Here is a 26,192-nt window from a genome sequence, read left to right as displayed (position 1 = left end):
TAATCTAATCCATTTAAACCAAGTATTTAAAAGAAACGTAAAAACTGTTTATTTACATAAATTATTATCAAACCGACTCTTTTAAAAATTCAAAGTAATTATCATGTATAACACCTCTATTATATTTGTATTTCAATACATTCGAATTATACATTACATCTAATGCATTGTACTTATCATTTACAATAACTTTACAAAAAAACCAAAAAAGAACACCTTAATTCGGTGCCCTTTTTACAAATATCAACCTTTATGTAATTGAACATATAGATAACAGTAATCCCCCAAATGAAATTGCTCCTAGTAAACCTACTACAACTCCTGTTAAACAAATACAATCAGCAAGACAAATAGAAGACTGCGATAATGGAACAAATGACCTACTTGTACTCGAACCATATTGTTTTATTTTCTCATAATTCTCATCTAACATTAGATGTAAACATGTTACACCATCCTCAATAGTATGTAGAGGTTCTTTTTCTAATCGCTCCAATAATTTACTATCAAAAGCAACTGATAGAGGATACTGCTTATCTAATTTCATATTTTGATAAATTAGTTGCAAACGAGATAATATATTGTTTTTCTTCTTTTCAGATGTTACTGTACATTTCATTTTATTAAATTCATTTAATAACAGTGTCAATTCATCTCTTTTTCCGTATAAATCTTTAGCTATTTTTCTCTTTAGTTTATACGAATGGATAATAGATTTTAGTTCAATCATATTCATACACTTCCTAATTACATATTATTTACCCGATTATTTTATAGATAAACAGTACTTTTTAATCTTATTTAAATTACACTCAAGCATCTTCATTTACTATCGATTAACATTACATTAACCTTACAAAGTTGTAATAAATTCATTAGCTAGAAGAAATCAATCCCTAAACTAGACAGATATTTGATGATAAAACCATAAGAAAAGAGCAATGATTAGATTTTAAATCTAGTCATTGCTTTATCCATCACCTCTTGATTACATCTATATATCTTATTGTTACTCTTTCACTTGAATGATTGAATATATCCATTAATAATGGCTATATTCTTTGTCGGCAAGTACATATATAAAACTAATGTTTTTTAATTGATAAAGTGAAGCTTTAATTAGCCTTCACCAATCGGGCTTTTATGGGTAGTCCGCCACTTTGCTCTCGCTGAATTTTTTTAGGGTCTTACTGCCCGGCAAATAGCAGGATAAATGCAATCAATATTCATACGTTATAATAGTACCAGTAGTATCAGTAGTACCACTAAAACCATCAAAACAGTTAGAGCAACCACCACAGCCGCCACAACCTCCACAACCTCCGCAACCAAAACAACCGAAGCAACCAATACAACGGAATCCACCACAACGAAATCCGCCACAACGACCTCCACCACAACCACCACAACGACCACAACCGCCACAGCGACGAGCAGCATCTTCAATATAGTAATATGGATATTGATTTTGCTGGTCCCAATAGACAATATTTCCAGATTGGTAATCATTAAGACTTAACGCTTGTAGTTCTTGTTGAAACTGATTCATTTTCATAACCTCCGTTTATAAAATACAACCTCATTGATGCTTCCCTATATTTCTGTTCGTTACATCTAAGTAAAAATAGCGCTATAAACTAAGTTCAATACGTACACCAACAAAGTATGACTTATCACTAAATGATGCACCTTGTTCATATACCTATTTTTGCTATGGGCTCATTTTTATAAAGTGAAACTTTAATCAGTGGGGGGGAGTTCTTCCCCCGCTGATTATTAGCCCTCACCAATCAGGCTTTTACGAACAGCCCGTTAATGCGGGATAAATAAAAATTAAAAAATATGAATTCTAGCGTCATATCTTCATACCTACTAAATTCAATTAATTTCTCAATAATTATGTTGCCATATCCTATATATTTGCGTCTGCCGCTTAGATTTTTCTGTAATGTAAATGCGTTTCGCTATAACATCTCCTAGTGACCGGTTTATATGACGGATAAGAAATTCCTACAAAGAAAAAAGCCCTTATTAGGGCTTTTCATTCTATTTCTCCAGCAAAACTCTCTATGAAATTCCTAATAGAAAAAGACACACTTAGATTGATGCGTCTTTTTGTGATGCCTCTTTTGTGAAATCATATAAAGCAATTGCGCCTAAAAGAACAAGTATACCTTGAGGAACATCTAGTAAAATAGTTTTCCAAATTTCCGGAATTACCCATTTAATATCTGCTGCTGTTTCAAGATATGTTTGGAAATAGCTGATTGTAAAATTAATTATCCCTAAAAATACAAACAACGATAAACCAAATCGAATTAATTTCTTATTTGTAAACATATAACACCTCTCAAAATTCATTGGATATTCCTGCTTTTACTTCTTTATATTTCCATATCCCTATATTTGATTTTAACACAAAAAGAACTCAAAAAAACACAATATGCAAATATGCATATTGTGTTAACAGCACTTCATGGTAATTTAGAAATTCCTGCAAAGAAAAAACAACTCCGTTCAGCTAACAGTGCGGGTTTCTTTTCTTATCTAACTTCATACCTCCAAGCTTTACGTTCAAGGTAAAATTTCATCTCATTACGTTGTGTATCTGAAGTTAGCTTAGTAACATATCCGTTTTATTGTAAAATAAATGTGACAGTAGTTTATCCATTTAATGCGTAGACAACTAAACTAACTTATCGATATGTCATTTCGCTATAACTGCAGTACTATCAACTTTGTACAAATTTGACAAAAAAAATATATAGATAGATATTATCCATACCTATCTATAACATTACTTCTATTCCTTATCCAATTACGTCTTTTACGTCTTTATCCACTGGCCACTTTTCTAATGTATAAGCCATTTCCCAAAATGAATATTCATATTGACTGCTAATAATAAAATGCTGTTTCATACGTTTGCGGTCTGCCTCTGTTACATTTTCAGCGATAGTATCTAAACGTGTAATTTGTTCTTCAACTAGCGTACGGAACCAATCAGATCCATAAGCAGAAATCCATTCGTTATAAATTGGCTCTTCCGGCTGGCACTCTTTTAAGTGTTCGCCAATTTCATAATACAACCAATAGCAAGGTAAAATTGCTGCAATGATATCTCCTAAATGCCCTTCATACGCAGCACGATACATATGTGAAGTATACGCATATGCAGTTGGCGCAGGAATAAAATTATCTTTTTCTTCTTTTGTTATCCCTAGCTTTTTAGCAAAATTCTCATGTAAAGATAACTCGGCCTCATATGTATTTTGAGCATGATGTGCCATACGAGCTGTCGTCTCTAATTCAAGAGCTTTTGCAGCTCCTAAAGTTTGTACTCTAGCAAAATGACTCAAATAATATGAATCTTGAAGCACATAATAGCGAAAACTAGCTAAATCTAATGTTCCTTCACCAAGTTTTTTTACAAAAGGATGGTTAAAACTCGCTTCCCAAATTGAATCTACTTCTTTACGTAATGATTGTGAAAAAGTCATTTAAATCCCTCCAATAATGTATAAAATATAAGTATTTATCCACAATTATTAAAGCTGTAAAATAAAAAAACTTTCTTTACAGGCGTAAAGAAAGTGAAATTGACAGTATTTATTTACTCATTAAATAGCAACGTCGTTCCCACTTCCCTACGCTGGCATTAACCAGATCAGGTACTAAGAGTCTCAAAATCACATTTGATCTCAGCCTATAAAAGGCCCCCCTAGTGGATAAATATTTTGTTTTTATAATGTATTCATCATAGCATACTTCGTGAAACTGTCAAAAGAATTAGTTATATAATCTCCTTAAAACCCTTCTTCATTTCTAACTTTTAATGATGTTTCAATAATCATATCTAATAGTTTGCTATAACTAATTCCCGCTGCTTCTGCACTTTTGGGCAATAGGCTTGATTGTGTCATCCCTGGTAATGTATTAATTTCCATTACATATGGAATTCCGTCCTTCACCATCATATCAACTCTTGCATAAACACTACATTTTAATGCTTTATAACAAGCCAGTGAAGCTTTATTTACACGTTCATTAATTTCTGCTGGAAGTTCGATAACTTCCTCAACTGTACTAGTATCATCATATTTTGCATTGTAATCAAAAAACTCGGCTGCATGTCGAATTGAAACTATAGGTAACTGTTTTCCATCCAGAATAGAACATGTAATTTCATCACCTTTTATATACTTCTCAATTACTACTTCAGAATCCCATTCGAATACAGTTTCTAGCATTGAGATCAATTCATTTTTATTGTAAACGATTTTCACCCCGACACTCGATCCGCCGGAGTTTGGTTTTACCACTAATGGAAATCCTAACTTATCTAACTCATCAAGATTTAGATCCTCCATTTTTGTAAGTTCAATCCAATCTGGTGTTTCTACACCTTCATAACGTAAAATCTTTTTCGAAATATTTTTATCCATACATATACTACTAGATAACATATTACTTCCGCTATAAGGAATCCCTAAACTCTCCAGTGTTCCTTGAACTGTCCCATCTTCTCCGTATTTTCCGTGTAATGCGAGCAATGCAAAGTCAATGTCTTTCGCTTTTTCAATTAAATCCATTTTTTCATTTAATGTAATTGGGACTATTTCATACTTATTTTTATCTAAATGAGCAATCATTTCATTCCCGGTCATAATTGAAACTTGTTTTTCAGACGATACCCCGCCCATAATAACACCGATTTTCATTTTCTCAACTCCAATTTTCATTTTTTAATGTATCACCAATTATTTTAATTCCCCGAACTATTTCTTCTTCTTTCAAGCGCGAAAACCCTAATCGGAAAGTGTTCGCTCCTTCTCCATCAGAGTAAAAAACATCTCCAGGTGAAAACGTAACGCCTTTCTCATAACACTTTTGTAAAAGTGTGCGGGCGTTCATATGCTCTTCTAGCTCTATAAATAAATGCAGTCCACCATCTCCAGTCATTCTTTTGAAAGGAATGTACTGGTTACATGCCCCGACAGCTAACTCATATTTTTTCTTATAAACAGATCTTGCCTTTTTTAAATATTTTTCAAAATATCCCTCATGTAAATATTGAAACAGAACAGCTTGATCTAGCGTAGATGTGTGAATCGTTCTTGCTCTTTTTACGCTTTCTAAATAATGAATCAGCTCTTTATCTGCAATAATCCACCCTACACGTAAACCAGGGAAAAGTACCTTTGAAAAGCTACTAATATAAATCACATTATTGCCAGCACCAGCAAAAGTTAATAATGGAGCTAAATGTGAACCTGAATAACGTAATTCTTCATTAAATCCGTCCTCTATAATAGGAACGTTGTATTTTGAGAATAACCTCATCAATTCCGTTCTTTTCTCTGAACTCGTAACAATACCGGTTGGATTATGATAAGAAGGAATTAAATAAGCAAAATCAAAATCTTTTTCACGCAAACTTTTTTCAACTTCATTCGTATCAATACCATCCTCATGCATATCAATCCCATGAACTTCAAGTCCATGTAAACGGAAAAGCTTAAGTGCAGCATGGTGAGTTGGATTCTCACAAATGACACGACCGGATTTTTTTGATAAAGAAGAGAGTACAATATCCAATCCTTCTGTAAATCCATTTGTAATTAGAATATCTTTATTCGAAATGTCTACACCTTTCATTTCCATGTAATGAAGTAAATAATTCATTAACGGTCTATATCCCTTTGCATATCCGTAGTTCAATACGATGTCCCCTTCAATGGACATACGAGTAAGAAAAGCTCTTTTGAAATTTTCAACATCAAATAGCTTCTCATCCGGGGCTATACTATTAAAAACAATCATTCCCTTTTCCCAACGAACACCATGTTTCATTAAATCTAATTCGTCCGCTAATGCGGTCACTGTATTAAGTTTATTTTTCCAATCTATTTCAACAGACGAAGTGTTAGATATATCCACCTTCGCAACAAAGTTCCCTTTTCCTTTAACTGCATAAATGAGTCCTTCTTGCTCTAAATCTGCATAAGCAGCGAGTACAGTGTTTCTACTCACACTTAGTAATTCACTTAGTTCCCTTGTTGATGGGATTTTTTGATCCCCGAGCAAATGCCCTTTCATAATCATCTTTTTCAAATAGTCTTTTAATTGAATATAAACGGGACGATCTTTAACAACTTTAAAATCCTTAAACAATTCCTTACCCCCTGCAATCATTTTTGCATATTTATTTCATTCTCAAAAGGTCCACGACATATGTATTTTTTATAAAGGGCGGTACGGTCTTACAAATCTTTTCGATATAAGTTAATTACATCTTTTAAAGCTGCAGCTGCAGCGCCTCGTGGATTAGAAGCCCCACCAATTGTAGTAACTTGTCCCATCGTATCTGTAAAGAACGTAATTCCTTTTTCGCTCCCATTTACTTTTGCTAACGGATGATCTTTTTCTATTTCGCACGGTTCAACATTTAAATTCACATTGCCACCTTCATCCTTATATATTGATGCTATTAATTTAATAATTTTATGTTGTTCCTTAGCGTTTTGTATTTGCTGTTTTGTAACGTGCTCGATTCCTTTTATATGTATATCAGTAAGTGTTTTCTCTGTTTCCATTAAGCTGTTTGTCAAAAGTAACAATTTACACGCACTATCTGAACCACTTATATCTAATATAGGGTTTGTCTCAGCAATTCCTTTATCTTGTGCTTCTTTCAGTGCTTCTTCAAATGTCATATCTTCCTCATACATTTTCGTAAGAATATAATTAGTTGTTCCATTTAATATTCCTTCTATTTTTTCAATACTGCAACCGGCTAAACTAAATTGTCCGATATCTAGTGTCGGTAGTGCAGCGGCTGTTGCACCGCTATATCGAATTCGGACATTTGCGCCTCTTGCTGCTTCATTTATTTCTCTCCAGTTTGTAACGAGCGCACCTTTAGAAATTGCTACTATATCCATCTGTCTCTCAATGGCTTGTTTCATATATTGTTTCCCTGGATTTCCATCTTTAAGATTTGTAACTGTTGATTCTACCAATACAGTACCACTTATGCTAGTTGTTGCACGTTCCTTCGGATGATACTCTAAATATTTTTCAATTGCAGCGGTACCGCCACCATACATCAATAAATGATGAAGTGATAATCCGGCTTCATTATGTATTGCAATATTTCTCCCTAATACGCCACTTACAACTAATTGAATCCCATATGTTTCATATATATATGAATATTTTTCATTTAATAATTTTATAAACTCTCTGCCTACTGTTCCGTATCCTGATAATACAACTTGAATTTTCATAATATCCCCCCATATTTTTCTACCAAATCCCTCTTTCAATATAATATAAAGCGCTCTCGAATTCCATCGAGAGCGCTTTATTATTACCTATTTCGGTAAACGTGATAGCTTTTCAGCAATTGTTCTATAAAACTCTTGAATGCTAGAAAAACCTAACGAGTCTGAAACACTTAACCCTACCATGTCGAGATGGTCCCAATTCGCTTTCGTTTCGATATGATTCCATTTTCCAACCTGTAATGACTCATTATTATTTACAGTAACATTAGAAGATGGTGCAATCATAGAATTTGTATTTACTACACCATCATTTTGCCACCAAGAAGTATCAACTAGCGGACGGTTTTCTTCATATCTCGCATAAGAACCTAAGAAAAATGCATTTCCCATTAACACTTTATTCATCGTTATATGAGGCAAATGTAAACCTGTTATAGGTGCTGCTTGTGATGCATGTCCACTATAGGATAAATAATACACATCTGGTTGCGTCTTTACCCAATTATTTAACTCCTTTGCACCATCTGTACTTAAATCCCATTGACTTATATCTTTTGTATTTTTCCAAAGTGAACTATTTAGAATACGATTACAATATTGGAAAAAGGACTCTCCAGCATTCTTCTTTATACCCCATTGATCCAATTTAAAATCATATAATGATAAATTATTGTTTCCCCCAAAACTTGCAGCTGTAATGAGTAAATCTTTAACGAACGGCAGTAGAAGACTACCATCCGCAAGTGTTGTACCGTTGTGAGGGGTTGCTAATGTTGTAACACTATGAACATATGATTTTCCGCCTTCAAATAGTGGTGATATTTTGGTGTTTGGGTGATTTTTCACATAATTCTTTTCTTCAAAACTACCTTCTTTTAATAGCTGTACTAATGTTCTAATCGTTTGTCCACCCATGCTATGTCCAACTAAATGAACTTTATTTGTTTCAGTCCAATTCGGTGCAAAACCACTATAAGTTCTGCCAAAACGATTATGTCCATGTTTCTCAGCATGTACGGCACCATAGTCTACTGTCCCACCGTTAATTTGTGCATACAATTCACATGCACGATCCCAGTTACTAGAAACAGGTCCAACAGCAGCGGTATGTACCGTATAACCATTTCGTTTCAAATCTTCCTGTATATCATGAACACCACCCCAATATTTTACGCCCAGCATTTCTTCCCTACCCCATCCAGCAAATCCATTCACCAATATGATAGGATAATTATTTTGTTGCCTTTCTTCAGCGTATGATATTTTCGCTGCGAATGAACATACGGTCACTAATGCGAAAAAACATATTTTTAAAAATAACTTCCCCATACTTTCTCCCCCTAATAAAACGTTTACATTTTTCTTTCCGAAAAATTAACAGAATAATTTAATAACTTAAACATAATGTAAAGTATTTTATATACGTTGTATATATAGAAAACATATACAAATGTTGATAAATATTAATTCAAGTAAATATTTACTTTTTACAATATAACTTGTAAATCTATTTATTTAGATTTATAATTAGATATAGTTTCCTCATGTTAAAAAGATTTAAAAACCATAAGAAAACTAATCTCATTGCTTCAAAAAGGAGGAAAAAACATGCAAATCGGATCAAATATTCATACATTATCTCAACCTACTAAAATAACTCCATCTACTCTTGAGCATAATACTATCTCTTCTACTAAACTTGAAAGTAAGAAAGTAAATGATCCTATCAAGTTTGATATTCGTTCATCTGAAAAAGAAATGAAACAGCCTGAGCATAAATTTAATGAATTAGATTTATGGAAGATGTTAAAGGATAAAGGTGTTCCTTTATGGATCATCCTTGAAATGCTACAAAAGGCTCGTAAAGAAAAAGAAGCCCAAAATAATTCAGTTCAAAATTCAAATGCGATTGAGGAAACAAACGAGACTCGATTAAATGAAGTAATGTAAAGCATAATAATTGATTTGTCTATAAACTAAAAAGAGTTCGAAGCTGATAAACTTTCTATCAACCTCGAACTCTTTTTTAAGATTTTTCGCCAATCGTTACAAATTGAAAAGATACTTCTCCTTCCAAACCTTTAATTAGCTTTTTTACTTTGACATTTTCATTAACCATTGTATTCTCTGTCGACATTTTAGGTCTTTCGTCACCTAGAGATTTCTTTAATTGAAGAAGGTGCATTTTCGTTTCATTTGCTTTTATTTCCTTATATACGCTATTTTTTGCTACAATCACATACGATTGCGTTGGATATTTACGAGTGTTTCCTATCCAAGTGTCACTATCGTATGTAACAGGAATCTCATTTCCTTCTATTTTAATACTTTTCATAGTCTTTTCGTCTTCATTTGTAAACAATAGTGATCCTTCTTTTGGGAATTTTGGTAACGTATCTAAAATATAATTGGAGCCATTACCTCGTTTATGAAAAATTTTTTCTTTAATCAGTGCTAGTGCTGTAGATTCATTTAAAATTAATACATGTCCATTTCCAACTTCACCTTTTTTCACAGAAAACACTTCATTTTCTTTCGTAATTTCCTGATAACGATTAATAATTGGTGAAATATTATTTTCATCTCCAATAATTAATACACCGTTTGCAGGAAATGAGTTATCCTTTTTAGAGCATGAACTAAAGCTTATTAAAAGTATTATAGTTAACATAAAAATAGTTAAAGTTCTTTTCATCACGGTTCCTTTCATAATTCATATCATTTTTTACATGCTTTTCTGTAATTTTATTAGTTGATATCCTTTATTGCTCCATAGTCTTATAAAGCTTTTGTAGGTAACGCCAACGAGTAATAAAGAAATATAAAACTTGTATACATATAAATGAAATTAAAATAAAAATCGAGCTATTTAAAATAGAAAAACTAACTAATTGTTGCAGTGCCGTATACGCTACTACAGTATGAATCACCGCAACAGCAATCGGTAAGAAGAACATTAATAATAACTGTCTCGTTACAACTTTTTTTAACTCTTGTTTACTTAATCCCATTTTCGAAATCATTTTATATTGTTGTTGATCACGGTCCAAATCAGTGTATAATCGGAAATAAATAAAACTAGCAGCAAATGTAAAGAAAACGATTCCGACTAAAACACTTGCCATAAGTAATAAACCATTCTTTTGCTTTGCCTCCAACAAGTTTAATGTTAAAGCTTCAAAGTAGAAATCACTGTCCCTAAGATCTTTATCGAATATACTTTTTAATTGATTTGAGATCTCTTTCGTTCTTATCCAATCATCTACAACAAATCCGTAAGTACGATGTTGAATATCTTCATCCTCTGGATTACTCGTCAGAGGAATTTCATCATACACATGATCTTGAACAGCAATATAAATACTACTAGAATCATGTGGTAAAACTAAATTCTCTACAGTTTTCTTCACACGAAATGTCTTTGTCCAATCTCCTTGAATGACTTCAATATTTTTTTTATAGTCACCATTTTTAAATTCTTGCTTTTGTGACACCCTCCCAGGGATTAGTAAAATTTCATCTTCTTTTTCAATCGTTTCATGTTGGTACCCGAGTGCTCTCGTAAGTTCGTTATATTCACTTAATTTCAATACATTTACGTTACTTTCTGTAAATTTACTTGAAGATGAAGCCATTCGATACGGAATATTTGCATCCAAGAGATGTTTTTTTATAATAGAGAGATGTTTATCTACCAATTTGTTATTTTCAGAGCTTTCATACAGAAATGTATATGGGTTTGTCATCCACACTAAATTTCTATTACCAATAGCAGCTGTTGTACCAATAGCTGTAAATGCAACTGCTGAAATAATAGATACAATAAAAAACATCGTTGCATTATCTTTCATACGGTAAATTAATTCAGAAAACGTTAATATATTTGTTCTTTTTAAAAAGAAAGATTCTCTCCTTTTAGCAAGATGTAATATATAAACGCTACACTGTGTATATAAAAAGTACGTTCCTATAATTACTAGTAAGACACCCATTCCGAGTGTAGTAAAGCTGGAACTTGAAATAAAGCGAAATACTGAGAAATATCCATATCCTATACTAATTAAAGAAAGCAGTGATAATAAAATTGAAGATTTCGGTTCAGGTTTTGGCTTTTCCTCTGCTCGAATAAGTTCCACAAGTTCCGTTACTTTTATCATTTTAAATGTAAATAATGAAACAATTAAAAACAAGAAAAGAAATGTAATAACTGTTAATAATACAGCTCGGACTGGTATATAAAAAGGCAAACCATTATTAATCATTAATACACTTGCGCTTATCAATAAAACTAGTTTAGAAAATATGAGTCCAATGAAAATCCCTATACAAATTGAACCAAGTCCAATCAACATATTTTCAATTAATAATAATTTCTTAAACTGTCTCATTGACATACCTTGCATCATTAATATGCCAAATTCTTTCTTACGAGTTTTTAAAAATGAACTAACTGAATATAGAATAAAGAAAAATGAAAATACAAAAATCAAACCTTGCGAAATTGTAAATCCCATCGTACCATATGCACTCATTGTTGCACTTGTTGATTTTAATTCCCCTTGTAAATCAGGATGAAATAATAAAAGAGCATATGTAAAGAAAACCATAATAGAAAATGTACTACTTAAAAAATGGGCAGCATATGTACGCTTATTACGAAAAATATTATTAAATGCGAACTGACGAAAAGTCATGCCTTTTCCCTCCTAACAAAGAAAGAACATCCATAATCTTTTGATAAAAGGCTTGTCTGCTTTCACCACAATAAATTTCGTTATAAAGTTGACCATCTTTAATAAATACTACTCTACTGCAAAAGCTCGCTGCATACGGATCATGTGTAACTAACATCATCGTTGCTTTTTCTTCTTTATTTAGAGTATCAAGCATCTCCATTACATCATTTGAAGATTTAGAGTCCAAGTTCCCTGTTGGTTCATCTGCAAGTAATAATTGCGGCTTATGAACGATCGCACGAGCGATTGCTGTTCTTTGAGCTTGTCCCCCTGATATTTCAAACGTTCTTTTATTCAAGATATCTGTAATATTTAACTTTTCTGCAATCTCTTCCAATCGCTTGTTCATTTCTTGCACGGAAACACCATCTAAAGTCATCGGCAATACGATGTTTTCTTTTACAGTAAGTGTGCTAAGAAGATTAAATGATTGAAATACAAATCCTAATTGTTTCCTGCGGAATAACGCTAATTCTTCTGATGATAATTGAAAAGGATTTGTACCATTTATTAAAATTTCTCCCGATGATGGAGAATCAATAGTAGATACCATATTTAATAACGTTGTTTTTCCACTACCTGACGGGCCCATAATTCCTACAAATTCACCTTCTTGAATTGATAAATCAATATCTACTAATGCTTTATAAGGTACTTTCCCTTTATATACTTTACTAATACTATTTGCCTGCAAAATTTCCATTTATATTCTCCCTTCATTTCCACTGCTCACTATAGAGTGTAAATGAATTGTCTTACAGCTCATATTGATTCATCTTTCATTTATCTTACACGCTTGTAAGATTTCTAAAAAAACTGATAACAAATCTATTTTCAATCTATAAACAAAGCATATCTACCTTATAATATTTGCATATTGGTTTGAATTACAATGCTATTTTCTAATCTTTATTTTATTAATATAAAAAGACCGATTTTTTATCGGTCTTTTTACTTTCAAATATTATATTTTAACTGTTGTATGTAGTTGAAGCATATTTGAGTTACCCATTAAATACTATTTCACTTTATAATAACCTCTGCAAAAAAATGAGCGCTTCGGTTTCATTGCAATCAAAAACGAATTGTAAATATCTGAGGCGGAAATGAATGTGTTTATCCAACATATAAATAATAAAATTGATTTAATATTTCCTGATACAAAGAACGACATCATAGCAGGAACTACTGATAATACAATAATAGGCAAGCTCATAAAGACCCAAAATCTCTTTTTGGATAAGACTGCATTTGTATTTAGCCAAAAAAATCTTTTACTAAATGTTAAGCTAATATCCCCTTTTTTACTTATTACTAAAATGTGTATACATTCGTGAATGATGAAGACTAAGATACCTATTATGATAAGATAAAATATATTAATATGAGTGAAACCTGTTTCAAAGAAATAAGGTATTAGAAAAATAATTATCTGGAGTATATATACAAACTTCATATAATGTTTTCGGTACCAATTATTCTGTATAAAAGGAGTCCATTCTGAATAAACCATACTTATTTGTGGTAAGTGACGAAACCAAATTATAATATGTGTTCCCCTCCCTCATTTAAACTAATTCCTGACTTAAAGATTTAATCTACTAGTACTCAACCGTAAGTTTTATATGTAACTCTTTAATAGACTTACCAGCAATTTTTGTTGACTAAGACTAAATGCTTCTTTATACCGCCCACTTTTCTTTTCCCTTCCATTTTTTAAGTAATTGATTTGTAGAATGATTTGAGTAAGAAATTTGTATTATCATTGATACATAAATTCGACAAAATATTCCAATCCCCTTTTCATAAATGATTTTCAACTCGATATCCCACGTACAGCTTGATCTTCCTATTTTGTTGAAAAGCAATTCCATCAAGAAATCGTACCTTTCATATGTTAGCAGGTATAAAGTGAAACATTAATCAGTGGGGGTTTTGTTCATCACCCACTGATTATCAGCCATCACTATTCGGGGGCTTACTGCCCGACAAATAGCGGGATAAAATGAATATAAAAAAGCTTAGAGTTTTAGCTCTAAGCTTTTAATGATCTCGTTTTAATTCCTTTTACAGAGAAATATTTTTTATCCATTCAGATTTACTCAATACATAATGATTATATAGTTGATTTTCTATCTTCTGTTCACTCAAATAAGTAAACCCGCATTTTTTAATAACTTTATTTGATGGTGCATTGTTAATTAAAGCAATTGCGTTGAGGACAATTAAATTTGTTTCTTTAAACAAATAGTCAATTAAACCTTTAGTCGCTTTTGTAGCATAGCCATGATTTTGATGTTCATTTGAGATAGCATACATTATCTCTCTGTTTGGTGAAGGGAGTTCTTCTTTCATGCCTGTGCAGCACCATCCAATGCATTCATTTGTAGCTTCCTTAAATATTCCTAGCTTTAACATATGATTATCTATGTTGTTGGTAGTTTTCACTGTCTCAAGAAATGCTTTGTTTGCTGGTATTTCGTAATTTGCAATCCAATCCATCCTTTGTTCTTTTGTTGATTTCCAGTCTGGTAAAAACTTTTCCGGTTGATTTGCTATTTTATAAATACTCTCTGCATCTTTGACCATAAACTCTTGCAAGTATATATCTCCACAATCTATTCTAAATAACTTAGTTGAACTCTCTTCTCCCATGTTAATCCCCCTTACTTACGTTATAGCGCCTTTATCTGCTTCGTAAGTTCTATAAATCGTTCATCAAGTTCTTTATATTCTTTGTCGTTAGAAGTTAAAAAGCTTAATTTACCTAATACTTCTTGTCTCTCTGTTTCTAACGTTAAACGTAGCTCTTCAATCTCATCTCTTGTTTTAGTAGGTTCTTCTAGCTGCTTTTGTATCGTATTGTTTGAAAACACGAGTTTTATGTTAGTGGTTTTCTCCAGAAAATATCGATCGTGAGATACAATTACTAATGTTCCGTTATACTCAGCTAATGTATTTTCAAGTTGTTCACGTGAAGGTAGATCCAAGTGATTCGTCGGTTCGTCTAAAATGAGTACATCTTTTTCATCTAAAATATAAGCCATTAGCTTACATTTTACTCTTTCTCCCATACTCATATGCTCAATCGGCTCTTTCCATTGAGACGCTTGGAATCCTAAATGTTTCATTAAATTTTGGACTTTTCCCCTTTCTTCAAACGTCTCTTTAAAAAATAAATTTTCCGGTGTTTTATCAAGCGGTAAATCAAAAACTTCTTGTGTTAAATTGCCGATGTTTGCAGAAGGTGAAATCCATATTTCTCCTTCTGCAGTTTCGTTTCCCATAATCATCTTCAGTAATGTTGTTTTCCCACTACCGTTTGGTCCAACAATCGCAACTTTCTCACCGTGCTGAATTGTAAAATTAACGTTTTCAAATAATACTTTCCCATGAAAGTCTTTTTTTAATTGCTTCACTTCTAAAAAGCGTTTTCCTACTTTTTTGTTCGCTTGAATAGAAAACTCAACTGAATATTCTTCTTTCACACGTTCTACTTTCGTTTTCTCCAGCTCTTTTTCGAGTCGTTTTCGTTTTGACTTCACTTGTGCATCCATTCGCTTCGCTTTTACACGATAGAATTCTTTCACACCTTCTTGTTTTGTAGACTGCGCGTGTGCCTTTTGTGACCATGAACTCAATTCTTTTATATGTGTTTCTACTTGTTCTATCTTTTTTTGCTGCTTTTCATATTCACGCTGCTGCGACTTCCTTCTTTGCTCACGTACTTTCATGTAGCTCGTATAATTACCACTATGCTCAATTAATTTTTTGTCCTCAATTGACCATATTTTTGTTGCGACAACATCTAAAAAATATCGGTCATGCGATACAACAATAACAGTACCTTTCATCTTTTTTATTTGTTTAATGAGAAATCCCGTACTGATCTCATCTAAATGATTTGTCGGTTCGTCTAATATTAAGACATTAGGATTTTCGGCAAATCCTTTTGCTAATCGAATTTTCAGCTTTTCACCACCACTTAAAGTATGAAAATCGTTCGTTGGCACGCCCCATTTCGCAAGAAGTTCTGCTTCTTGCGAAATCACATCATTACTAATAAAAGATTCTATTTCTTGCTCAACATATGCGGTTGTCATATTCATTTGCTGCCATTCAACAATCCCTTTTGAAGGCTCAATCTTTCCATTTATTAATTGAAGTAACGTTGATTTACCAGCACCATTTTTACCAATTAATCCGATAACATCCCCTTGTTTCACTGCTACATTCATTTTTTCTAACAAAGTATTTTCCATTATTTCAACGTAAACATCATTTAATTTTAAAATTTCTTTCATATTACCGATCCCTTTCATTAAGGGAGAACAAAAAAATCCTCCCAAAGTAATTTTGGCAGGATTAGTCGTTACATTATTTATACCCAAATAAGCTATTACGCAAATCAAATAGCAATACCGTTGTTTGGAATTGGGCAGACTAATCCTAATTTTTATAAATTGAAATTTATTTCATTTCAACATTTAAAAATAAGATTAGTTAATCATCGTCCACCCATCATTCCTTTCCGTCATTAATAACCATATTGTACCATACTAGTACTGTATGAGTAAATGCAATTATTTGTGCTGTTAAAAAGATCGCTTTCTTTTAGGCTTATTTATCATTTCTTAGCTTCATATTGAACAAGCACAAATTACATTGATTGTAATACGTCCTTTAGATTTCCCCAGTAGTAAACTTCTAAGCACTCTCTCTTATATAAAGTGAAACTTTAATCAGTGGGGGTTTTCTTCATCCCCCACTGATTATTAGTTGAACCAATCGGACTTTTATGGGCAGTTGATCCCCCACCTAATTTCTTTGCTTTCGCTGAATTTTGAGCTGGGGGGCTTACTGCCCATTAAAGCGGGATAAATTTTATATAAAAACAAAATGTTATTCGTTACCCAATAACCACTTATTGTTTTTCGATAAATTTTTATTGATTATTCCCTTGTGATAAGCTATTATATCTTTACAGAAAATAATAATGTAAGGATTGAATTTATGGACAGGACATTAAAAATCACAAAGTTAAATATGTTTTTAAGGATTTTTCTCATCCCGATTATAGTAGGGATTATTGTTGGTATACTAACTAAATTGGGGCAAAGTATACTTCCTGGACACTGGAATTCATTAGCTAATCTAGGAAGCGTTTGGTTAGTTCCATCCTTTTTTGTGGCTAGCTTTAGTTATTCTAAGCGTTCAGCTATACTTTCTGGTATCCTTGCACTACTCGGTATGGTATTAGGCTACTATGGTTATGCAATAGTTATTAAAAATGTAGCTCACTCTATTTATTTTATATCTGTATGGATTGTATGTGCATGTATAGGAGGAACTATCTTTGGAATTGCAGGTTTTCTATGGAAAGATACTACAAATCCACTTCATAAATTCGGAAGCGCACTTTTAAGTGGAGTTTTTGTAACGGATGGACTTCACATTCTTTTAAATTTTGAACACTATAGTCACATGTTACCTGTTGGATATACCGAAGTCATAGTCGGGATTATCTTGATTCTTGTATTAGAACGCTCTAATGCTAATCGAATTTCTTCTTTCTTAATGATGGTTCCTATCACTATTTTAGGATTAATTGGATATAAATTATTAAGTTTGTTTGTTTAATTACAATACTGTATCATGAAAAAATAAAAGACTAATTCTATTATAATCCACAAAAAATATCACGAATTTGAACATTATACTTATTCATGTTAATACACTCATTCATAGGATGGATACATACAGCTACCTCTTTCAAAGGGGTAGCTTTTTTCTTACAAAATCTATTTATCAATTTATTATTAAATCCTTCTAATTTAACACCCGTATTTATTAACGTGTCATTATACATATTAAGATGACCTTTTACTATTTCATATAATTGCTATAAAATAAGGCTAAAAAACTTATCTCCAAAGTTCTTTAGCCTAGATCAATTATCTACACATTAAAAAATTTAATTCGTACAACGGTACCTTTACCAACTTCTGAATGAATCTCTACACTATGCCCTAATTGTTTTGTAATTTCATATACAAGATATAGCCCCATTCCTGTTGATTCTTTAAAATCTCTACCGTTTTCTCCTGTAAAGAAAGGTTTGAATACTCTTGGTAAATCTTGCTTCGGTATACCTACGCCATTATCAGCAATTTCAAGTATAACGGTATTATCTTCCTTACAAGCTTTCACTTTAATCTTTTCTCTACTACCTGATGAATACTTAATCGCATTCGATAGTATTTGTCCGATTAAAAATTGTAACCATTTCACATCACTTTCTACAGTAATGTCCTTATCAATTTCAAGCTCTGGATATACAAAATTCCGGATAAAGAATCGTTTATGTTCATGTACCGAATCATTCACTATTTTATGTAGTTGTACCCTTTCTACATAAAAGTCTTGTGTAAACGCTTCTAAACGTGCGACATACAGAGCCATTTCTAATCCCTTTTTTAATCGATCAGTTTCCTCATTTATACTTTCAAAACGTGAATCTACTTCATCCTGTGTAATTAATTCTATTACAGATAAAGGTGTTTTCATTTGATGGATCCACTGATTCATAAAGGTTAAATGGTCATTATTTTTTCTCTCTTGCATTTGCAGCTGATTTTGATAATGTCTATATTGCACCTCAAGTAGTTCTTGAAGAGCAGCCGATACAGCTGCAAAATCAGATTTTTGAACAGATTCATCCAAAGATTGCATCGGGTTTGCTAGGCGCTCATAAAAAGAACGATGTGTAAAATAACGAAACACTAAATAACTTCCCATAAAGAAAATACCTAGAAACATTGCATATAACGCCGTTGTAATATGATTATGCCCATCAAACCAATATACGAGAAATATAGCTAGTAGTTGAATTATGGTAAAGCAAATAAGTGGTATATGATCACGTATAAACAACCTTATCATTTTTCTATACCAGTATCCCAAGTAATATGCAATCTATATCCAACACTACGAATCGTTTCAATCGCACCTTCTATATGTAACGTTTGTAACTTTTTACGCACACGTGTTGTATTTACACTTAATGTATTATCATCAACATAAGATTCACTATCCCATAATTTATTAAGTAACACTTCTCTACTCACAACACGCGGATAATTTTTCATTAATGTCTCTAATAAAATAGCTTCGTTTCTCGTTATATCAATCTCGTCATTTCTAAGTTTCAATACAAGTCTTTCAGGATATAAACAAAGACCTTGTTGCTCAATCATTCGCTCTTCTAGTTTCGGTGCATAATCTCCATATGCACGTCTTAAATGACTACGAATTTTCGCCACTACAACTTCATAATGAAAAGGCTTCGGAATAAAATCATCGCCACCGTTTTCTAACGCCATAACTTGATCCATCGTGCCTTCACGGGCCGAAATGAATAGTATCGGACATGTTGAAACTCCGCGAATTTGACGACACCAAAAGTACCCATCAAAACTCGGTAAATTAATATCTAATAAAACTAACTCTGGTTGTTCTTCTAAAAAAATGTTTAATACATTTTGAAAGTCCGATACAATAACTCCTTGATAACCATATTTCGCAACATGTGTCGATAATAGTTCTGCAATTTTCATATCGTCTTCTACAATCATAATTTTGACCATTATTGAACTCCTTTTTAATCCGCAATCTCAAATATACTTATATAGAATAAATACTACCTCTTTTCACAAAATCCGTAAATTAAAAAAGGATGCTTTTATACAAAAGTATCCTTTTTCGTCCCTTATCTATTTAATATGAAATTTACTAAAAATAAATCCTAGTTTCTCCACATAATCCATTCCTAGTTCCATACGCGCTGTTTTCAGCGGATCCACAACTTGGCAAACTTTTAAATTACCTGCTGCCGATAATAAAAGCGTTGCATCAGCTTTAGACATTGCTAATTCTTCATGTAAAAATGTCACCATATTACGTACAGCACGATTTGCTGCATCATCTAACAATTTCTCTGAAGCAATCGTCATCATTTTTTCTTTTTGAATAGCCATTGGTAATGGCCATTGTTTTCCTTTTATAATTTGAACTGTTACCGTTACCTCACCAGCAACCTCTACACCACTAACACCAATTTCACCATCACCCATCGCTGCGTGTAAATCACCTAACGCTAATAGTGCTCCTGGGACATTAACTGGTAGTAGTAATGTTGTTCCTTCTTTAATCTCTTTATAGTCCATATTCCCGCCGTGATCATGCGGTGTGCCACATGAAATGCTCTCTTCTTTCGGTGCAGTACCAATTACCCCAATCATTGGATTAATCGGGATTTGTAGTTCACTTGAAAACAAAACATGTTCATTATGTATTGGGACAATTTTCACTGTATTTTCATTTAACTCATCCCCTATTACACCAAGGTTTGCACCTGTAGTTAAAACGCCCTGCTCTGCAATTTTAATCTTTTCAATCGTTACGGCTAATATATCGCCAGGTTCTGCTCCTTTAACATATACAGGTCCAGTGGCTGGATTAATTCGGTTCCAATCTAATTCTTGAAACACAACATCTTCAGAATCGATTTGATTTTCAAAGCAATCATATGTTTCAAATACAAGACTGCTCCCAATTTCTACTTCCATACACGGCTTATTTTCTGGTGACATTGAGTAAATGATATGGTCTTTATGAATTCGATACATAATACCTCTCCCTTTTATATTTATCTACTAATACTAATTAGCTTTTTTTATACAAGCTCCTCTTAAAATTAAATGTTATTTTTAAGTAAAAAAGCACGCAGATTGTTTTATAACATACACTCTTTACTATAACAGAAAGGTGGTATCACTATGCCCCTTATTCCATACAACGAAAGTGATGTTGATTTACTAGCTCGATTAATTCGTGCTGAAGCTGAAGGCGAAGGTCGCCAAGGTGAGGAGTTAGTTGGATGCGTTGTAGTAAACCGTGTATTTTGTGATTGCTTAGATTTTAAACAACTCCGTACCGTACGAGACGCTGTATATCAAAGCCCCGGCGGATTTGAAGCAGTACAATATGGATATTTTTATCAACGCGCTCGTGAATCAGAAAAAGAAATCGCACGAAAAGTTTTACAAGGTCAATGGCGCTGGCCTGCACGATGGGCTCTTTGGTATTTCCGTCCAGTTGGAGCTTGTCCACCTGAATGGTATAATCAGCCATTTGTAGGACAGTTTAAAAGCCATTGTTTTTATGAACCAAGTGGTGATGAATGTCCGAAAATGTATTCACGATAGTAAAATTTGCAACGCAAGTACTTAGAAATTTTGGTACTTACGTTGCTTTTAACTGTGTTTTAGAAATCTAATAGTGTGATGAATTTTTCTATGCCTACTACATGTATTAATAATGGTATACGAGGACCATTTGATTGATTCATAATGAGCTTATATATAATAGTGAATAATTGTTTTTGATTTTCTTTCATTATTTTTTTATTTTCATGATGACAAATCGTATATAATTGCTCCATTAAGTTAGAGTAATCTTTAATAGAACGAAGTATTTTACAAACTTCTACTAGCCATTCTTTCTGCCTTTCATCTAATGTGTAGTAAAACTCAGCATTTTTCTCCTGATTTACCGCGATTAATTTTTCAGATTGAAAGTTTCTTATCCAATACTCTGCGCGATTACTTATCACTCTCATTTCATCTAATGCATAACTCCTATCTATTTTCTTTAATATCCCCTGTAAAATAGTTGAATCAAAATTTAATAATGGTAACGTTCCTGCCACTTGATTAAACCTCGGATATTCTTTAAACACGCTATCAACTATAGATAGTTTAATTGCATCAAATAAATCTTCATTTTTGAGCATTTTATTTTCATAACTATCTTTCAATCGTTCATATTCTGTATAATTGCGAATCACATCTTCATACAACCCAATATGAAAAGCAGCGCCTGGTTTGTATTTTGCAAACATAAAGAGAATTACTTCTGGTATATACACTTTCAATAAATCGCTTGGTGTAATACTATTCCCTGAAGAACTAGACATTTTTTCATGATTCCCTTTAATACCAATGAAATCGTAAGCAACGTAATGAGGCGCTTCACAATTGAATATTTTCCTTGCAATTTCTTTTGATACATTATAACTACCCGTTTCTGATGAATGATCTCTACCGCCCGGTTCAAAAACAACATCCTCTATCATCCATCTCATCGGCCAATCGATTTTCCAATTCAATTTCATTTTATTTGTATTTAATACGGATAACTCTTTTTCATTTCCGCATTCACATTCATACCGGACTATTTTTAATACTTCATTAAAATGTGTAATAGTTGTTGTATCTTTTCCGCACCTCTCACAATATAATGTAGCTGGATAAAAGCTCTCTCGCTCTTTTTCACTACACTCTCCAGTTTTAAAATCCATTAAAATATCATATATTTCTTTTCGTTTATACAAAGCCTCTAAAATATTTTCATTATACCTTCCACTTCTATATTCATCATGTTGATAAATAAATTCTACTTCAATTCCAAATGCTTGAAGCGATTTTTCAAACTCTTTTTCAAAATGCTCCGCATACGAGTTATGACATCCATACGGATCTGGAATATCACAGTATGGCATACCCATATACTTTGCAAAAGATGGATCAATATTTTTTGGAACTTTTCTAAACCTATCATAATCATCCCACGAAAATATAAAACGAGTCTTTTTCCCTAAATCTTGAAGTGCTCTTACTACGAAATAAGTCGTTACGATTTCACGAAAGTTCCCAATATGAACAGAACCTGACGGACTAATTCCAGATGCACAAACAAACGTTTCTTTATTTGGATGTTTCCTAATTAATTCATGTGCTACTTCATACGCCCAATGCATATATTACTCACCTCAATTATTTTTTGTTTCTCATTTCCAGTTTTATGCAACAAAAAAACTCCCACCCCCAAGATTATTCATCTTGAGGACGAGAGTTGTTAGCTTCGCGGTACCACCTCAGTTTGTTAATATGTCACCATATTAACCTCTTCAGGTACGGCAAAATATGCTTATACCCTATCTCTATAACGGGAGAACCCGTCGCACCATCCCTAAATAAATTAGTTCCTTGCGCAGCTCCAAGTCTTTTTTCATTAAGATGTATACCGCTCTTTCTCAGCTACCAGAGCTCTCTGTACGTATTCTTTCTTAACTACTCTTCTCTTCTATGCCTTAAATATTAGTTTTTTAATATGATAATTTATAACACTTTTATTGTCAAACTTTTCCGAATCGAAATCGTAAAATTATCTAAAAAAATTCTTTATCGCTTCTAATTGAATTTTGTGGCTACACTCATCACAACAATATGCTCCTTTTGGTTTCTCTTTAAATCGCTTATATTTTTCACTACCTTCGTAAACACGAAATATATTCTTACAAGAAAAGCAAACAATCTCATAAAACATCATATGCATTTTCCTCTCCGTGTTTATAAACCTTTTAATCACTTGAGAAGATTAGTTTTCTAGAGCACAAATCATAATATCCTCTGACTAAAAGGTTTACCTCTATTCTTATCGAATTATATTAATATCTTATAACGCGAGGTGAACATCTTGTTCAGTAATATAGACTTAGTTTTAAATGCTAAAGCAAGTTTAGCTGAAGGACCATGTTGGAATGAAAAAAAGCAACTTTTATATTGGGTTGATATTATGGAGAAAAAATTATGCATATATAATCCTACTACCAATACAAACCGAGTAATCGCTCTCAATCAACAAATTGGCTGTGTTGTTCCATATTTAGAGGATGTACTACTCTTAGCTATGGAAAACGGCTTTTATTCTATTAATGTAAATACAGAAAAACTGATACATATTTTTGACCCTGAACCACATTTAATAGAAAATCGTTTCAATGATGGAAAATGTGATCCAGCTGGTCGTTTCTGGGCAGGTACTACAGATACATACGGTATGAATGCTGCAGGTTCCTTATATTGTTTACATAATAATTTGAGTGTAGAGAAAAAAGTTTCACATGTAAATACTTCAAACGGAATCGCTTGGTCACCTGATCATACATACCTTTACTTTATAGATACACCTACTAAAAAAGTGGTTCGCTATCAATATAATATACGTACTGGAGAAATTCATAATCCAAGTGATGTAATCATTTTCTCTGAAAATGATGGTCTACCTGATGGTATGACAATTGACGAAGAAGGTTGTTTATGGATTGCACATTGGGGAGGTTCAAAAATAACTAGATGGAATCCCTCTACTGGAGAACAAATATTAAGTATTCCAATTCCTGCGTTATATGTAACATCATGTACATTTGGTGGGCCTAACTTAACTGATTTATATGTTACAACAGCCAGAACAAGAATGACGGATGACGAATTAAAAGAGTATCCACATGCTGGTGGTATTTTTCGAATTCAAACAAATGTTAAAGGCTGTCCCACCTATTCATTTTGTAATAAAAATATTGGAGCTGAAACAATGTGAACCGTATCGATTACATAAGACAAGAAGAAAAGAAATATCACGACCTTTGCTATGAACAATATAAACTGTTTGAAGCTGGCTCTTGGCTTTTCAAACCAGTTAAAACGGTTATGGACTTGATGAACCACTTTGACGGACAAAACAACTTGCAAGTACTTGACCTTGGCTCTGGCGTTGGGAGAAATAGCATTCCAATTGCAAAAAAAATAAAAAATACTAGCGGCACTGTTACATGTGTTGATTTACTTAATTCCGCTTTAACAAAACTACAAATTTATAGCAAAGAACATGATGTATTCGAGGTTATAAAAACAGAAGAAGCAGCAATTGAAAACTATTATATTGACTCTAACGCTTATGATTATATCGTTGCAGTATCAAGTTTAGAACATGTCAGATCAGAAGAAGATTTTAAAAATGTACTCCACTCTATGAAAAGAGGTACAAAAAACGGCGGTATTAATTGTTTAATTATTAACTCTAACATACAAGAAATTGATCCAATAACGAATGAAGAATTAGAAGCTTTAATTGAAATTAATCTTTCAACCGAAGAAATGATAAGTACTTTAAAAAGCATTTATAAAGAATGGAAAGAACTAAAAGTTGAAATAAAAGAATTAGCTTATGATATTGTTCGAAATGAAAGACACATTCAATTAAAAACAAGTGCCATTACGTTTGTCGTTCAGAAATAACACTATAAAAGGTAAGGATATTTCCTCATATATTCATAGGAACACCCTTACCTTTTATTTTCATAAAATTATTTTGTTATTAGTTTTCGCATCATCTAAAACATGATTTTCATTCGAAATACTACTCAGCTATTAATTGAATACATTAACTGGAAGAAATATTCAGGTTCATGAGTCTCATTCAATTTATACCATGAATGAAGTGTATCCGGCGCAAATACATCTAATTTTTTCAGTACTTCCATTGCAAATTCTAGCGGGGCTACACCCGATGCAGTAATAAGATTTTCACTGGATGCTACAGGTCCCATTTCATAAAAATTTTCTCCATTATAATTAGGACAAACCATTTTCATATAATCTAAACTATTACTTGTATGCTTTCTAGAATTTAAGTAACCGTAATTTGCAAGACCTATAGTTGCACCGCAAATTGCCGCTACAATTGTACCAAGTTTTAAAGCTTCACCAACTGTTTTCAAAATAGGTTTATGTATTTCTTCACTCCAAGTATTCCCTCCAGGTAAAATTAATAAATCGTTATTCTCAAGGATACATTCATCTAGGGAAATATCTGGCTTTATATTCAAGCCCCCCATTGAAATAATCGTTTCTTTATTTATTCCAACTGTTACTACTTTAAAAGGCGCTACATCTTTTTTGAAATATCTCCCTGTATTAAGTTCAGCAATTAAATGTCCGTATTCCCAATCAGACATCGTGTCAAATACATATAGATAGGCTTTTCTTGTTTGCATTCAATAACACTCCATTCATATACTACAGTTTTAATTACAAAAATTTCTCTTTTCAGTTTAACATTTTATTCAATATTTATGGTTTAAAATCCCAAATAAAAGAGCACTTGTTTCCGCAAGTGCTCTTTTTGGGGATTTTGAGATATCCTATTAAAGAAAGTTAAGGTTACTTAAAGTTAATAGGTACTTCTATTATATGCTTGTCCTTTT

25 protein-coding genes, 1 pseudogene, 1 riboswitch and 1 other annotated feature are annotated in these 26,192 nt (G+C 32.5%); of the genes and pseudogenes, 5 read left to right on the top strand and 21 right to left on the bottom strand.

Features of this window, described 5'->3' with window-relative positions; genetic code table 11:
- Nucleotides 1-250 precede the first annotated feature (250 nt).
- The 9 genes and pseudogenes from CQ064_RS29790 to CQ064_RS29755 form a co-directional block, all read right to left on the bottom strand.
- On the bottom strand, nucleotides 251-736 hold the full coding sequence (locus CQ064_RS29790) for a hypothetical protein (protein ID WP_003270601.1): 486 nt from the start codon (nucleotides 734-736) through the stop codon (nucleotides 251-253).
- A 209-nt stretch (nucleotides 737-945) separates the two neighbouring features.
- Nucleotides 946-1,077 (bottom strand): annotated as a pseudogene (locus tag CQ064_RS33950) (site-specific integrase); the annotation flags it as partial.
- Nucleotides 1,078-1,219: 142 nt separating this feature from the next.
- The gene (locus CQ064_RS29785; RefSeq protein ID WP_001071355.1) at nucleotides 1,220-1,549 is read right to left on the bottom strand and encodes a heterocycloanthracin/sonorensin family bacteriocin; all 330 of its coding nucleotides are present in this window, start codon (nucleotides 1,547-1,549) and stop codon (nucleotides 1,220-1,222) included.
- A 548-nt stretch (nucleotides 1,550-2,097) separates the two neighbouring features.
- Nucleotides 2,098-2,361 (bottom strand): DUF3937 domain-containing protein, encoded by a 264-nt coding sequence (locus CQ064_RS29780; protein WP_002082716.1) that lies wholly within the window; start codon nucleotides 2,359-2,361, stop codon nucleotides 2,098-2,100.
- A 449-nt stretch (nucleotides 2,362-2,810) separates the two neighbouring features.
- Nucleotides 2,811-3,500, bottom strand: coding sequence for a thiaminase II (gene tenA / locus CQ064_RS29775; RefSeq protein ID WP_000144507.1), 690 nt, complete (start codon nucleotides 3,498-3,500; stop codon nucleotides 2,811-2,813).
- 127 nt (nucleotides 3,501-3,627) lie between these two features.
- Nucleotides 3,628-3,733, bottom strand: a riboswitch (TPP riboswitch).
- A gap of 73 nt (nucleotides 3,734-3,806) precedes the next feature.
- The gene (locus CQ064_RS29770; RefSeq protein ID WP_003270605.1) at nucleotides 3,807-4,721 is read right to left on the bottom strand and encodes a D-alanine--D-alanine ligase; all 915 of its coding nucleotides are present in this window, start codon (nucleotides 4,719-4,721) and stop codon (nucleotides 3,807-3,809) included.
- Nucleotides 4,722-4,725: 4 nt separating this feature from the next.
- Complete coding sequence (gene pdxR / locus CQ064_RS29765; protein ID WP_000471611.1) at nucleotides 4,726-6,174, bottom strand: MocR-like pyridoxine biosynthesis transcription factor PdxR; 1,449 nt, start codon at nucleotides 6,172-6,174, stop codon at nucleotides 4,726-4,728.
- A gap of 89 nt (nucleotides 6,175-6,263) precedes the next feature.
- Nucleotides 6,264-7,289, bottom strand: a complete 1,026-nt coding sequence (locus tag CQ064_RS29760; protein WP_000701755.1) for a homoserine dehydrogenase — start codon at nucleotides 7,287-7,289, stop codon at nucleotides 6,264-6,266.
- An 87-nt stretch (nucleotides 7,290-7,376) separates the two neighbouring features.
- A complete protein-coding gene (locus tag CQ064_RS29755) occupies nucleotides 7,377-8,618 on the bottom strand; it encodes an esterase/lipase family protein (protein WP_000517061.1) in 1,242 nt (413 codons plus the stop codon).
- A gap of 279 nt (nucleotides 8,619-8,897) precedes the next feature.
- Here CQ064_RS29755 and CQ064_RS29750 point away from each other — a divergent pair, with 279 nt between their 5' ends.
- Nucleotides 8,898-9,239, top strand: coding sequence for a DUF3914 domain-containing protein (locus CQ064_RS29750; RefSeq protein ID WP_001165517.1), 342 nt, complete (start codon nucleotides 8,898-8,900; stop codon nucleotides 9,237-9,239).
- Nucleotides 9,240-9,315: 76 nt separating this feature from the next.
- Here the strand turns inward: CQ064_RS29750 and CQ064_RS29745 are convergent, their stop codons facing one another.
- The 6 genes from CQ064_RS29745 to abc-f form a co-directional block, all read right to left on the bottom strand.
- Nucleotides 9,316-9,984, bottom strand: coding sequence for a lipoprotein BA_5634 family protein (locus CQ064_RS29745; RefSeq protein ID WP_000831683.1), 669 nt, complete (start codon nucleotides 9,982-9,984; stop codon nucleotides 9,316-9,318).
- A 67-nt stretch (nucleotides 9,985-10,051) separates the two neighbouring features.
- Entirely contained in the window at nucleotides 10,052-11,983 is a 1,932-nt protein-coding gene (locus CQ064_RS29740; protein WP_000144179.1) for an ABC transporter permease, read from the bottom strand.
- The gene (locus CQ064_RS29735) at nucleotides 11,958-12,728 is read right to left on the bottom strand and encodes an ABC transporter ATP-binding protein (RefSeq protein WP_000404443.1); all 771 of its coding nucleotides are present in this window, start codon (nucleotides 12,726-12,728) and stop codon (nucleotides 11,958-11,960) included. The genes CQ064_RS29740 and CQ064_RS29735 overlap by 26 nt, the downstream gene beginning before the upstream one ends.
- A gap of 315 nt (nucleotides 12,729-13,043) precedes the next feature.
- Entirely contained in the window at nucleotides 13,044-13,538 is a 495-nt protein-coding gene (locus CQ064_RS29730; RefSeq protein WP_003270612.1) for a DUF3267 domain-containing protein, read from the bottom strand.
- 554 nt (nucleotides 13,539-14,092) lie between these two features.
- Nucleotides 14,093-14,680, bottom strand: a complete 588-nt coding sequence (locus tag CQ064_RS29720; protein ID WP_000503549.1) for a GNAT family N-acetyltransferase — start codon at nucleotides 14,678-14,680, stop codon at nucleotides 14,093-14,095.
- Between the two features lie 20 nt (nucleotides 14,681-14,700).
- Nucleotides 14,701-16,329, bottom strand: a complete 1,629-nt coding sequence (gene abc-f / locus CQ064_RS29715; protein ID WP_014482037.1) for a ribosomal protection-like ABC-F family protein — start codon at nucleotides 16,327-16,329, stop codon at nucleotides 14,701-14,703.
- A gap of 709 nt (nucleotides 16,330-17,038) precedes the next feature.
- Between abc-f and CQ064_RS29705 the strand changes: the two genes are divergently transcribed.
- Nucleotides 17,039-17,665, top strand: a complete 627-nt coding sequence (locus CQ064_RS29705) for a DUF6518 family protein (protein WP_000376270.1) — start codon at nucleotides 17,039-17,041, stop codon at nucleotides 17,663-17,665.
- 318 nt (nucleotides 17,666-17,983) lie between these two features.
- Here CQ064_RS29705 and CQ064_RS29695 read toward each other — a convergent pair whose 3' ends face one another.
- From CQ064_RS29695 to CQ064_RS29685, 3 genes are all read right to left on the bottom strand, one after another.
- Nucleotides 17,984-18,967, bottom strand: coding sequence for a sensor histidine kinase (locus CQ064_RS29695; RefSeq protein ID WP_015055137.1), 984 nt, complete (start codon nucleotides 18,965-18,967; stop codon nucleotides 17,984-17,986).
- Entirely contained in the window at nucleotides 18,964-19,671 is a 708-nt protein-coding gene (locus CQ064_RS29690) for a response regulator transcription factor (protein WP_000238996.1), read from the bottom strand. Before CQ064_RS29690 ends, CQ064_RS29695 begins: the two co-directional genes overlap by 4 nt.
- A 126-nt stretch (nucleotides 19,672-19,797) precedes the next feature.
- On the bottom strand, nucleotides 19,798-20,712 hold the full coding sequence (locus CQ064_RS29685; RefSeq protein ID WP_000285662.1) for an acetamidase/formamidase family protein: 915 nt from the start codon (nucleotides 20,710-20,712) through the stop codon (nucleotides 19,798-19,800).
- 150 nt (nucleotides 20,713-20,862) lie between these two features.
- Here CQ064_RS29685 and CQ064_RS29680 point away from each other — a divergent pair, with 150 nt between their 5' ends.
- Nucleotides 20,863-21,291 (top strand): cell wall hydrolase, encoded by a 429-nt coding sequence (locus CQ064_RS29680; RefSeq protein WP_001128402.1) that lies wholly within the window; start codon nucleotides 20,863-20,865, stop codon nucleotides 21,289-21,291.
- Nucleotides 21,292-21,350: 59 nt separating this feature from the next.
- On the opposite strand, the gene lysS is transcribed toward CQ064_RS29680, so the two are convergent.
- Both lysS and CQ064_RS29670 read right to left on the bottom strand, forming a co-directional pair.
- The gene (gene lysS / locus CQ064_RS29675; protein WP_000558614.1) at nucleotides 21,351-22,904 is read right to left on the bottom strand and encodes a lysine--tRNA ligase; all 1,554 of its coding nucleotides are present in this window, start codon (nucleotides 22,902-22,904) and stop codon (nucleotides 21,351-21,353) included.
- 81 nt (nucleotides 22,905-22,985) lie between these two features.
- Nucleotides 22,986-23,242, bottom strand: a binding site (T-box leader).
- A gap of 69 nt (nucleotides 23,243-23,311) precedes the next feature.
- The gene (locus CQ064_RS29670) at nucleotides 23,312-23,482 is read right to left on the bottom strand and encodes a DUF2197 domain-containing protein (RefSeq protein WP_000551042.1); all 171 of its coding nucleotides are present in this window, start codon (nucleotides 23,480-23,482) and stop codon (nucleotides 23,312-23,314) included.
- Nucleotides 23,483-23,623: 141 nt separating this feature from the next.
- On the opposite strand from CQ064_RS29670, the gene CQ064_RS29665 reads away from it, so the two are divergent.
- Together CQ064_RS29665 and CQ064_RS29660 are read left to right on the top strand one after the other, a co-directional pair.
- On the top strand, nucleotides 23,624-24,526 hold the full coding sequence (locus tag CQ064_RS29665; protein WP_000492413.1) for an SMP-30/gluconolactonase/LRE family protein: 903 nt from the start codon (nucleotides 23,624-23,626) through the stop codon (nucleotides 24,524-24,526).
- Nucleotides 24,523-25,224 (top strand): class I SAM-dependent methyltransferase, encoded by a 702-nt coding sequence (locus CQ064_RS29660; protein ID WP_001079455.1) that lies wholly within the window; start codon nucleotides 24,523-24,525, stop codon nucleotides 25,222-25,224. The genes CQ064_RS29665 and CQ064_RS29660 overlap by 4 nt, the downstream gene beginning before the upstream one ends.
- A 125-nt stretch (nucleotides 25,225-25,349) precedes the next feature.
- Here the strand turns inward: CQ064_RS29660 and CQ064_RS29655 are convergent, their stop codons facing one another.
- Nucleotides 25,350-25,982, bottom strand: coding sequence for a type 1 glutamine amidotransferase family protein (locus tag CQ064_RS29655; protein ID WP_001194776.1), 633 nt, complete (start codon nucleotides 25,980-25,982; stop codon nucleotides 25,350-25,352).
- Nucleotides 25,983-26,192 lie beyond the last annotated feature (210 nt).

This window comes from Bacillus sp. MYb78 (assembly GCF_002975115.1).
GTDB classification, from domain to species: domain Bacteria; phylum Bacillota; class Bacilli; order Bacillales; family Bacillaceae_G; genus Bacillus_A; species Bacillus_A cereus.
Note: the sequence above shows the minus strand (reverse complement) of the source record. Positions and strands in the feature narration are given on the sequence as shown.

What these genes read in the sequence shown, in the direction of transcription:
- CQ064_RS29695 (WP_015055137.1), bottom strand. Translation starts at nt 18,967, where the DNA reads ATGATAAGGTTGTTTATACGTGATCATATACCACTTATTTGCTTTACC.
- CQ064_RS29655 (WP_001194776.1), bottom strand. Translation starts at nt 25,982, where the DNA reads ATGCAAACAAGAAAAGCCTATCTATATGTATTTGACACGATGTCTGAT.
- CQ064_RS29735 (WP_000404443.1), bottom strand. Translation starts at nt 12,728, where the DNA reads ATGGAAATTTTGCAGGCAAATAGTATTAGTAAAGTATATAAAGGGAAA.
- CQ064_RS29755 (WP_000517061.1), bottom strand. Translation starts at nt 8,618, where the DNA reads ATGGGGAAGTTATTTTTAAAAATATGTTTTTTCGCATTAGTGACCGTA.
- CQ064_RS29685 (WP_000285662.1), bottom strand. Translation starts at nt 20,712, where the DNA reads ATGTATCGAATTCATAAAGACCATATCATTTACTCAATGTCACCAGAA.
- CQ064_RS29670 (WP_000551042.1), bottom strand. Translation starts at nt 23,482, where the DNA reads ATGCATATGATGTTTTATGAGATTGTTTGCTTTTCTTGTAAGAATATA.
- CQ064_RS29780 (WP_002082716.1), bottom strand. Translation starts at nt 2,361, where the DNA reads ATGAATTTTGAGAGGTGTTATATGTTTACAAATAAGAAATTAATTCGA.
- lysS (WP_000558614.1), bottom strand. Translation starts at nt 22,904, where the DNA reads ATGCATTGGGCGTATGAAGTAGCACATGAATTAATTAGGAAACATCCA.
- CQ064_RS29730 (WP_003270612.1), bottom strand. Translation starts at nt 13,538, where the DNA reads ATGGTTTATTCAGAATGGACTCCTTTTATACAGAATAATTGGTACCGA.
- CQ064_RS29680 (WP_001128402.1), top strand. Translation starts at nt 20,863, where the DNA reads ATGCCCCTTATTCCATACAACGAAAGTGATGTTGATTTACTAGCTCGA.
- CQ064_RS29745 (WP_000831683.1), bottom strand. Translation starts at nt 9,984, where the DNA reads ATGAAAAGAACTTTAACTATTTTTATGTTAACTATAATACTTTTAATA.
- abc-f (WP_014482037.1), bottom strand. Translation starts at nt 16,329, where the DNA reads ATGAAAGAAATTTTAAAATTAAATGATGTTTACGTTGAAATAATGGAA.
- tenA (WP_000144507.1), bottom strand. Translation starts at nt 3,500, where the DNA reads ATGACTTTTTCACAATCATTACGTAAAGAAGTAGATTCAATTTGGGAA.
- CQ064_RS29690 (WP_000238996.1), bottom strand. Translation starts at nt 19,671, where the DNA reads ATGGTCAAAATTATGATTGTAGAAGACGATATGAAAATTGCAGAACTA.
- CQ064_RS29705 (WP_000376270.1), top strand. Translation starts at nt 17,039, where the DNA reads ATGGACAGGACATTAAAAATCACAAAGTTAAATATGTTTTTAAGGATT.
- CQ064_RS29785 (WP_001071355.1), bottom strand. Translation starts at nt 1,549, where the DNA reads ATGAATCAGTTTCAACAAGAACTACAAGCGTTAAGTCTTAATGATTAC.
- CQ064_RS29720 (WP_000503549.1), bottom strand. Translation starts at nt 14,680, where the DNA reads ATGGGAGAAGAGAGTTCAACTAAGTTATTTAGAATAGATTGTGGAGAT.
- CQ064_RS29760 (WP_000701755.1), bottom strand. Translation starts at nt 7,289, where the DNA reads ATGAAAATTCAAGTTGTATTATCAGGATACGGAACAGTAGGCAGAGAG.
- CQ064_RS29790 (WP_003270601.1), bottom strand. Translation starts at nt 736, where the DNA reads ATGAATATGATTGAACTAAAATCTATTATCCATTCGTATAAACTAAAG.
- CQ064_RS29750 (WP_001165517.1), top strand. Translation starts at nt 8,898, where the DNA reads ATGCAAATCGGATCAAATATTCATACATTATCTCAACCTACTAAAATA.
- CQ064_RS29740 (WP_000144179.1), bottom strand. Translation starts at nt 11,983, where the DNA reads ATGACTTTTCGTCAGTTCGCATTTAATAATATTTTTCGTAATAAGCGT.
- CQ064_RS29770 (WP_003270605.1), bottom strand. Translation starts at nt 4,721, where the DNA reads ATGAAAATCGGTGTTATTATGGGCGGGGTATCGTCTGAAAAACAAGTT.